The 9168-nt window shown below is 44.3% G+C and carries 9 protein-coding genes; 2 read left to right on the plus strand and 7 right to left on the minus strand.

Going from position 1 to position 9168, the window contains the following annotated elements:
• Positions 1-238: 238 nt before the first annotated feature.
• The 3 genes from ABFQ95_05870 to ABFQ95_05880 all read right to left on the minus strand — a co-directional run bounded on the left by ABFQ95_05870 (position 239) and on the right by ABFQ95_05880 (position 3275).
• Positions 239-1015 carry a TatD family hydrolase gene (locus ABFQ95_05870; GenBank protein ID MEN8237052.1) on the minus strand — a complete coding sequence of 259 codons (777 nt, stop codon included), beginning with the start codon at positions 1013-1015 and terminating at the stop codon, positions 239-241.
• Positions 1016-1018: 3 nt separating this feature from the next.
• On the minus strand, positions 1019-2545 hold the full coding sequence (metG, locus tag ABFQ95_05875) for a methionine--tRNA ligase (protein ID MEN8237053.1): 1527 nt from the start codon (positions 2543-2545) through the stop codon (positions 1019-1021).
• 94 nt (positions 2546-2639) lie between these two features.
• A complete protein-coding gene (locus ABFQ95_05880; GenBank protein MEN8237054.1) occupies positions 2640-3275 on the minus strand; it encodes a hypothetical protein in 636 nt (211 codons plus the stop codon).
• A 269-nt stretch (positions 3276-3544) separates the two neighbouring features.
• Here ABFQ95_05880 and ABFQ95_05885 point away from each other — a divergent pair, with 269 nt between their 5' ends.
• Complete coding sequence (locus ABFQ95_05885; protein MEN8237055.1) at positions 3545-4276, plus strand: response regulator; 732 nt, start codon at positions 3545-3547, stop codon at positions 4274-4276.
• Positions 4264-5583, plus strand: coding sequence for an ATP-binding protein (locus ABFQ95_05890; GenBank protein ID MEN8237056.1), 1320 nt, complete (start codon positions 4264-4266; stop codon positions 5581-5583). The genes ABFQ95_05885 and ABFQ95_05890 overlap by 13 nt, the downstream gene beginning before the upstream one ends.
• A 9-nt stretch (positions 5584-5592) precedes the next feature.
• Here ABFQ95_05890 and ABFQ95_05895 read toward each other — a convergent pair whose 3' ends face one another.
• The 4 genes from ABFQ95_05895 to ABFQ95_05910 all read right to left on the minus strand — a co-directional run bounded on the left by ABFQ95_05895 (position 5593) and on the right by ABFQ95_05910 (position 8832).
• On the minus strand, positions 5593-6069 hold the full coding sequence (locus ABFQ95_05895; GenBank protein MEN8237057.1) for a hypothetical protein: 477 nt from the start codon (positions 6067-6069) through the stop codon (positions 5593-5595).
• A 390-nt stretch (positions 6070-6459) separates the two neighbouring features.
• Complete coding sequence (gene murA / locus ABFQ95_05900) at positions 6460-7725, minus strand: UDP-N-acetylglucosamine 1-carboxyvinyltransferase (GenBank protein MEN8237058.1); 1266 nt, start codon at positions 7723-7725, stop codon at positions 6460-6462.
• A complete protein-coding gene (dcd, locus tag ABFQ95_05905; protein MEN8237059.1) occupies positions 7718-8302 on the minus strand; it encodes a dCTP deaminase in 585 nt (194 codons plus the stop codon). Before dcd ends, murA begins: the two co-directional genes overlap by 8 nt.
• Positions 8303-8385: 83 nt before the next feature.
• On the minus strand, positions 8386-8832 hold the full coding sequence (locus ABFQ95_05910) for a prepilin peptidase (GenBank protein ID MEN8237060.1): 447 nt from the start codon (positions 8830-8832) through the stop codon (positions 8386-8388).
• Between the last annotated feature and the right edge of the window lie 336 nt (positions 8833-9168).

Below are 9168 nucleotides of genomic sequence, written 5' to 3' on the forward strand. Positions count from 1 at the left end.
GATTTTGCGTTTGATCTATTTTAGAAACGTATACATCCGCAGACTGACAGTCCACACATATAATTTCTGAAAGCATTTTCTTACTCCTTTTTGGTTGACTGGAGTACAATCTAGTTAAGTTTTTATTAAAATCCAAGATACTTTAGGGAATACGACTAACCCAGTCCCTGCTTGGCGAAAATGAAAGAGCTAGAGGCGGTAAGCTCTCAGTAAAGACGTTGCTAACCTGAGTTATCTCTTATCCAAAACTCAGGTTGAATAATTTAGAAAAATTCTCTGTTGTTGCAAGAGCCAATTTTTCAGCCGTGATTCCCATCAAGTCCGCCACAACTTGGGCCGTATGCACCATGAATGCTGGTTCATTGCGTTTTCCGCGCAAAGGGACAGGGGCCAGATAAGGAGCATCTGTTTCGAGAAGAACTCTATCTAAAGGCAAACGTTTCACAATGTCTTTCAGGTCGTTAGCTTTTTTGAAAGTGACAATCCCAGAAATTGAAATGTAGAACCCCAAATCCAACGACTTGTCAGCTAAATCTTGACTGCCACTGAAACAATGCATCACACCTGTCATATTGCCCTGCTCGGCCTTTAACAGGTCAATGGTATCAACTTCGGCATCACGGGTATGTACAATCAAAGGCAATTTTGTGTGCTTTGCAACATCAATGTGAGTGGCGAAGGCTTGTCTTTGCGCATCCTTAGGACTATGCTCATAATAATAATCCAATCCTGTTTCCCCAAGTCCAATCACTTTGTCATGGACAGCAAACTGAGTTAAGACTTGTGCGAGATTCTCTTGATTTTCAGGAATCTGCGCTTCATGCGGGTGCACACCTACTGAACAATAAAGTTCTTCATGGGTATTTGCCAGATCGAGCAGAGTCGAAGCTTCGTTCAGTTCTGTGCAAATTGTAACCATAGTGTTTACACCTGCCCGCTTTGCATTATCTAACACAACATCCAGTTCGCCGGCAAAACGTTCATCATTTAAATGGCAGTGGCTATCGATCCACATTGGCTAAGCTGCTTTTTCAAATCGAGGAAACACCGGTTCAGGTACCGGCAAAGGTGTACCTGGTATCAGAACTTCTCCCCCCAAAGCCATCAAATCCCTTTGTGAATCAGGGATACTGAGAAAATCAAGGAACCGCTCACTGGCTTGAGGAATCACAGGTAAAGCTAAAACCGCCAGATAGAAAATCGCCTCCATAAGTACAAAAAGCACTGTTTGCATACGTTCCACATCCGTTTTGCGCAAACTCCAAGGTTGTTCACGATCAATGTAACGGTTGGCTCTACCAACACAAACCCATATAGCTTCACACATTTTGCTTAAGGACTGCTGCTTGGCAAGTATTTTTAACTCTTCTGGCAGCTCCTTAATCTGTTGCAAGAAAGTTTTATCGCCATCATGAAGTTTTCCAGGCTGTGGTACTTGCGCCCCTGCATGCTTTTGTACAAAAGAAAGTACCCGTTGAACTAAGTTGCCAAAATCATTGGCAAGGTCGCTATTGATGCGTTGAATGAAGGCTGCATCAGAAAAATCTCCATCCTTACCAAAGGGAACCTCTCGCATCAAAAAGTATCGCACCTGATCAGCACCGTATTGCTGCACCAGTTCAAAAGGATCAACAGTATTACCTATGGATTTCGACATCTTGTTCCCATCTTTGGTCCACCACCCGTGGGCAAAGATCCGCTTAGGTGGCTCAAGTCCCGCTGCCAATAAAAACGCTGGCCAGTAGATTGCATGATGACGCAAAATATCTTTACCAACCAGATGTGTGGCACTGGGCCAGAAATTTATATACTTTGGTGTTTGCACATCTGGATATCCCAAGGCACTCAAATAATTGGTTAGGGCATCAAGCCACACATACATCACATGTCCCGTATCGCCGGGCACAGGCACGCCCCACTTAAATGTAGAACGGGAAATTGAAAGATCTCTGAGTCCCCCTTCCACGAAACGCATAACTTCGTTGCGGCGTGTCTTGGGACCTATGAAATCAGGATTTTCGGCATAAAAACGCAACAGTGGCTCTTGCCACTCAGAAAGCTTAAAGAAATAACTGGGCTCTTCAATCCACTCAACCTCAGCGCCTGTAGGTGCTTTGCCGTCTACTAGCTCGCTTTCAGTATAAAATGTCTCGTCACGCACACTGTACCAACCTGCATACGTTGATTGATAGATTTGCCCGTTATCAGCCAGTTTCGACCACAAGGCCTGCGCTGCCTTTTTGTGGCCTGCATCTGTGGTGCGGATAAAATAATCCTCAGATAAATTAAGCATTTGACTAAGATCGCGAAAATGCTCTGCCACATCATCGACAAACTGTTGTGGACTGACACCTTTTTTTTCAGCGGCACGCTCAATTTTTTGCCCATGCTCATCGGTTCCCGTCAAAAAGAAAACCTCATGACCAAACAAACGATAGAAGCGCGCTAGTACGTCTGCTGCAATGCTTGTATAGGCATGACCAATGTGCGGCACATCATTTACGTAATAAATGGGAGTTGTTATGTAGTACGGAGCCCCTGGCATATCTTCCTAAACCCTCTCGTCACGGTGCTTTGACAATTAGCCTAAAGGTTTTGCGGAAAATTTTCCACCGAAAAGAGAATTATTAATGGGTTGTTTAACCCAGTACTTGTTGAATCTTATCTCCCATTCCAAGATCAAACATCCCAAGATCAACGGAGTTTTTAGTTTCAATTTTAGGTGGCATAAAGAGAGTATCTTTTAAGTCAATTAATTGCTTACTCAGCTTATCAAATTCAGAAGAGTCTATGTCAGAGACGCTCTTTGACAGGGTAAAACCATTTTGATGGCTTATTGTTATCTTATCCAATGTCTCTTGGATATCAAGCAGACCTTCAGTCATTACCTTACACTCTGCAGGAGCCGGTTGTTCAACATCAGGTGCTGCGCAAAGAGTCTTTCTCAACTCACTCAACTGTGTGCCCAATACCTGGTAAGAATCAGAAATTTTTTTGTAGAAATCACTATTCGACAACTTAGAACCATTTTTATAGTTTTCACTTGCCTCATTACAATCAACAATGTATGCATCTAAAGTATTAAACGAACCTGTTGACACGACAACTTCCATGAGCTGCTGAACCGATTTAATGTTGTGAATGCGAGGTAGCAACCTGATCAAAGATCGAGACGTAGTCTCCGCTTCAACTCCAGCCCTTGTTTTTGCCTGAACATCGCGCATAAAAGGTGCTACTGCTGCCAGCAAAGCAAAAAACATCAAAATCTTTTTCATCCGTCAACTCCTAACAACTATCATGCGAATCAATCAGGAGTGCTGCATAATTTCAGCGATCTCCTTATTAAGATATAATCAATTATGGGCAAAATTGCAACTTTTCTGAAACTTGTGCAGCATAGAGATTTTTTGGTTCTTATGAAAAATTAGTGGGTAAGGTGAACAATAAACTTTTAGAGAGGGGGTCGGCTTTAAAAGGTGGATATAGCATTGTGGTGCAATTAAATTTGCCATCAAGTACAAAAATCATTTATAAGTGAAAAGAGATGATAGTATCAAAGTTGGTTATGATGAATCAAAACGCACGTATAATTGTTGTCGACGATGACCAGCGACTCCGTCAGTTGTTAGAGCAGTATCTAACAGATCGGGGGTTTTCTGTACAAACCGCTTGTGATGCAACTCAAGCTTTGCATTTGCTCAAGACCCAAAAATTTGATGCCATGATTTTAGATGTCATGATGCCGGGAGAAGACGGTTTGGCGTTTACCAAACGGCTGAAACAGGACTTTTGCAACACACCAGCAAATAACACTCCAATCCTTTTGTTGACAGCCATGGGAGATGCGGATGATCGTATCGCAGGCTTAGAGCATGGGGCGGATGATTATCTTTGTAAGCCCTTTGAACCAAAAGAACTCTTGTTGCGACTACAAACCATTTTGCGGCGACATCATGCAATAAGTCCGCCGCCTAAAGTACTACAAACACTTAAGCTGGGAAAGTTTACCTTTGATTCTGAGCGTGGCATGCTTTACGCAGATGATCAGCCAGTCAATCTGACCTTTGCTGAAGCACAACTGCTAACCTTTTTGGCACGCCACCACGGACAACCCGTTTCACGAGATGATTTGGCCAAACATGGGGGGGTTAACTTGAGCCCACGAACCATCGATGTGCAAGTGACTCGCCTGCGGAAAAAAATTGAAGTTGACCCACGTCAACCGCGTTATATTAAAACAGTTCGACATAAAGGATATATCTTATGGGCCGACTAAGAATTTTACGCCCATTTCATACATTAAAAAGCTTCCTTCCCAAGCACCTTTTTGGACGAGCTCTACTTATTTTGCTTGTTCCGCCGCTGTTGGCAACCAGTATTACCATCTACGTTTTTATTGATCGTCATTTGGACAATATTACGCGCAGGCTTGCAGATGACATTGCTGGAGAAATTGGAGCGACCGTCAGCTTAGTGCAACAGCACAAACTTGAGCCTGATGAGTTACGCCAATTTGCCAGACGTAACTTTGGTTTTGATGCAACCGTACTGAAAAGTATTCCCTCACGGCGCAAGCACCGAACACCTTTGCGCAATCTGGGAACTGCTTTTCTTGAGGAAGCTCTTTCTTATCACCTGCCACAACCACATGAAATCATTATGACCAATGATACAATTTTTGTGAGTACCAGCTTGGGTGAGAACGTGCTGCAAATTGCCATGTCGCGCAAACGATTGCTAAGTAAATCGACGCCGGTTTTTATGATGTGGTTACTTGGAACGCCGGTTTTCCTTTTTCTCGTTGCAGCAGTTTTTATGCACAAACAAGTCCGTCCCATCCGGCGCCTTGCTGATGCAATGGATCGCTTCGGTAAAGGGCAGCACGTTACCAGTTTCATTCCATCTGGAGCTTTTGAAGTTCGAAAAGCTGCAATTGCTTTTAACACAATGCGTGCAAGAATCGCCCGTCAGATCAGTAGGCGCACTGAAATGTTGGCGGGTGTTTCGCATGACTTGCGTACCCCTTTAACTCGTATGTCCCTGCAATTGGCGATATCTGAAGATCTTCCAGAAGCCAAAGCATTGCAAGCTGATATCAAAGAAATGACGAAAATGATTGATTCGTATCTTGCCTTTGCTAAAGGAGACGATCAAGAAGCTTCACGGTCAGTTATTGTAAGGCAATTTTTAGATGAAATCGTTGTACCAGCAAAGGCAAATATTGAAATTGACTGTAACCCTGACACTGAAATCTCTCTTAAGAGACAAAGCATGAAACGATGTATTGTGAATTTGTTGGAAAACGCTCAGCATCATGCGAGTCATATCTGGATTAGAGTCATTTCCTCTAACCAGTGGCTGACCATTTTGGTTGAAGATAATGGCCCTGGTATTCCGCCTGAGAAGCGGCAACGGGTTTTCAAACCCTTTTACCGTCTGGATGTAGCGCGCAATCTCAATACAGCCGGTGTTGGTCTAGGACTCGCAATTGCAAAAGACAGCGCTCACCAACACGGGGGAGATATCACGCTCCACGACTCTCCTCATGGAGGCTTACAGGTAAAAATTCAAATCCCTGCTTAACTTTAGGAATTAGGAATAAGTACTCCGTCCAGATGCTCGAGCAATTTGTGTCTGCATCGAACGATCAATCTTGCGTAACTCAGTACTGATCACAGTGAAAATATCGTTACATGCCCTCTCATTTCCAGGTACTCGTCCTAGTTGTTCGGCTGATGTAAGTCGGCTTTTCAGTGAACGCAAGCGTGCCTGAAGAGAAGTTTTACCGAGAGAAATGATTGTTTGCCCCCGCAGTCTTTTCTCGCGTGCTTCAATTTCACGCAAGATCTGGCGGTGGCGAGTTCGAAGTGCTGCTACTCCTGCCGTGTCCATACGAGATTGTTTGGAAGCTCGAAAACGAGAAGGTGGAGTCACAGTCTTTGTATATGACTTTCGAAAATGACGCTTTGATGGACGATAGCCTCCCTTACAAGCCGCATCAGCGGCAGAAACCCCAATTATTCCCGAGATTGTGATTAAGCCTACAGACATGAAAATTTTTGAATTCATATGTAATTTCCTGTACATTTCTTAGAGCCTCTACCAGAAAGGCCCTTTTGTCAGACATTCTAGCGCATCACCTCAGTAGTGCAAGACAAATTTTCCCTCACGCAGCATAGGGCAATCTTTACTTCATCCTCTCCTCCCTGATCGATAAACCTGCTGGCAATAGCTGAAGAATGGATGAGACTTATACTCTCGTGAAATCAAAACCTCTAGTTTAATGATAGCGAGAAGCGCGCAGTTTACTTGGGTAAATGAGCACTTCGAGCGTATCAGGAAACAGAGGTTTTGATTTCACTTCAGTATATCATCAAGAAAACGGTGCTTGATTTCCTTACCTGAATTTCCGGAACGTGCAGACAAACTCGATAACGAACTGATGTCGTTGAGGAGGTTTTACGCGGCAATTCTTTCAATATTGGCGCCACAGGCTGATAGCTTTTGCTCCAAATTTTGGTAACCACGATCAAGATGATAGATGCGTTGAACAAAAGTTTCTCCCTTTGCTGCAAGCCCTGCAAGCACCAAGGAAACGGAGGCACGTAGATCGGTAGCCATAACCTCTGCGCCATTGAGTTGCTCAACACCCTTGATGTGTGCTGTGGACCCATCCACAAGGATGTCAGCGCCCATGCGGGCAAGCTCTGGAACGTGCATAAAGCGGTTTTCAAAGATCGCTTCAACGATTTGCGATTCACCATCAGCAAGGCTCAACATTGCCATCAATTGAGCTTGTAGATCCGTGGCAAATCCAGGATACGGTTGGGTCATCATTTTGAGGCGACGGTGACGCTTTGCCGGCGCCTGTACGTGAAAACCATTATTGATTTCCTTGATGATAGCACCACTTTGCTCCAACATTGGAATCACGGTTGGCAATAGAGAGGTATCAGCACCAAGAAGTTTCAGATCGCCCCCAGTAATAAGGGCAGCAATAGCATACGTTCCGGTTTCAATTCGATCAGGAAGAACTTTGTGTGCAGTACCCTTCAGACGGTCAACGCCTTCAATTGTGACCTGTGAAGTCCCTGCACCATTAATCTTTGCCCCCATTGTAATGAGGCAGTTGGCGAGATCTGTAATTTCAGGTTCGCAGGCAGCATTAAAAAGCCGGGTGGTACCATGAGCGAGGCTTGCCGCCATCATAAGATTTTCTGTGCCGGTTACAGAGACAATAGGAAATCGATAATCACCACCTTGCAAGCCCTTGGGAGCGCGTGCATTAATATAGCCCTGATCGATTTCAATTTCAGCCCCTAGTGCTTTAAGACCATCGAGATGCAAATTAACCGGCCTAGCACCAATGGCACATCCTCCTGGAAGTGAAACCCGGGCTTGACCACACCGTGCTAGCAGGGGTCCTAACACCAAAATGGAGGCACGCATTTTGCGTACCAAATCATAAGGAGCAGTGGTTGATTTGATGCTGCCAGCATGAAAGCGTATGGTTTTATGGGTGGTGTCAAAAGATTGCTCGACACCATGTTCTGCAAGGAGGTCACCCATAGAATACACATCGGCAAGATCTGGAACGTTGGTTAGCTCAAGCACTTGATCCGTGAGCAGGCTCACTGTCATTAATGGTAGCATGGCATTTTTGGCGCCACTGATATGGATCTCTCCGCTTAATGGCGTTCCGCCAATGATACGTAGTTTATGCACTGTCAGCCATCGCTTTCTGAGTCACAACATGTGGAAGTGTGACTCCACACTGTCTCATATACTTACCTTGGCGGTCTTTATAGGAAATCTCGCAAGCGTTTGCACCTTTGAGGAACAGAAACTGGCATGCTCCTTCATTGGCATAAATCTTGGCTGGCAGGGGTGTGGTGTTTGAAAATTCAAGGGTCACGTGGCCTTCCCATTCGGGCTCAAGCGGTGTAACGTTTACAATAATTCCGCAGCGTGCATAAGTGGATTTGCCTAAACAAATGACCAAAACATCTCTGGGAATTCGGAAATATTCGACCGTGCGCGCAAGAGCAAAACTGTTGGGGGGAATCGCACAAGTATCGGTTTGTCGTTCAACAAAACTTTGATTTGAAAAATTTTTTGGATCAACAATTGCACCATCAACATTGGTAAAAATCTTAAACTCATCAGCAACACGGGCATCATACCCATAAGAAGATAGTCCATAGGAAATTACCCCATCATGATTTTGTCGATCTTTGAAAGGTTCGATCATCCGCTGCTTAAGTGCGGTTTGGCGAATCCAAGAGTCTGGTAAAATTGGCACGAGTTCATAATCCTTGGCAAATGAAATAGCATCGAAAACACTTTGCCTGTTATCGAGCGGTGAAGCAAGAGGCTCTTTTAAAATTACTTCATACCGGGCAATTGCAACCACAATGCAGTAGCCAGACCTAAGCTGAGGCACGGTACAAAAGGAAAACGGGATTGCCCTTTCACTGTTTGCCAGAGAGAGCCGAAAATGATGCCGCTGGATCCAGTCACTAGGAAAAAGGGTGCCAATTGGTCAGAAGAGATCACCATGCCGCAAACAAAAAACAGCCACACATCTCCCCAACCACAACCAACTTGACCTTTGAAGATATAGATTCCATGACGTAGCAAAAGCGCCATCAGGGCCATGGCAACGGCACAGATAAAGCTGATGAGAGGAGGAACATCAAAATGTACGTTCCAGGCCAAGCACAAGACAGCAAGGGGCAACAATAGAGAATAGGGAACGATTAACCATTTCAAGTCAACGATACTCAAGATAATGAGGCAGGTGCAGATGGACGGGAATAGGAAAATAGTCATGATCTTTACTCTTATATACTCCCGTGAAATCAAAACCTCTAGTTTAATGATAGCGAGAAGCGCACAGTTTACAAGTGTAAATGAGCACTTCAAGTTCCCTAGAATATCCCTATGGCGTAAACAGGATTGTTCACTGAACAACCCTGACCATGAAGGTAGGTGTCCACAAGAATTTTCTACCCTACCGAATAAAACCTCAACACATATAATCGCGTCCCACCCTATTTCCTCTGTCAAAGCAATTTAAAAATGTCCGGTTTTGCTATCTCGTAAACTAATAACCTCTAGGCTTTTCATAAATATCTCGGGGTTTGGGGCAGCGCCCCAATAAATTAA

This window comes from Pseudomonadota bacterium, from assembly GCA_039714795.1.
Lineage (GTDB): Bacteria > Pseudomonadota > Alphaproteobacteria > JAGOMX01 > JAGOMX01 > JBDLIP01.

Excerpts from the sequence above, each read along its gene's own strand:
- ABFQ95_05870 (MEN8237052.1), bottom strand. The coding sequence starts at position 1,015 with ATGTGGATCGATAGCCACTGCCATTTAAATGATGAACGTTTTGCCGGC.
- metG (MEN8237053.1), bottom strand. The coding sequence starts at position 2,545 with ATGCCAGGGGCTCCGTACTACATAACAACTCCCATTTATTACGTAAAT.
- ABFQ95_05880 (MEN8237054.1), bottom strand. The coding sequence starts at position 3,275 with ATGAAAAAGATTTTGATGTTTTTTGCTTTGCTGGCAGCAGTAGCACCT.
- ABFQ95_05885 (MEN8237055.1), top strand. The coding sequence starts at position 3,545 with ATGATAGTATCAAAGTTGGTTATGATGAATCAAAACGCACGTATAATT.
- ABFQ95_05890 (MEN8237056.1), top strand. The coding sequence starts at position 4,264 with ATGGGCCGACTAAGAATTTTACGCCCATTTCATACATTAAAAAGCTTC.
- ABFQ95_05895 (MEN8237057.1), bottom strand. The coding sequence starts at position 6,069 with ATGAATTCAAAAATTTTCATGTCTGTAGGCTTAATCACAATCTCGGGA.
- ABFQ95_05910 (MEN8237060.1), bottom strand. The coding sequence starts at position 8,832 with ATGACTATTTTCCTATTCCCGTCCATCTGCACCTGCCTCATTATCTTG.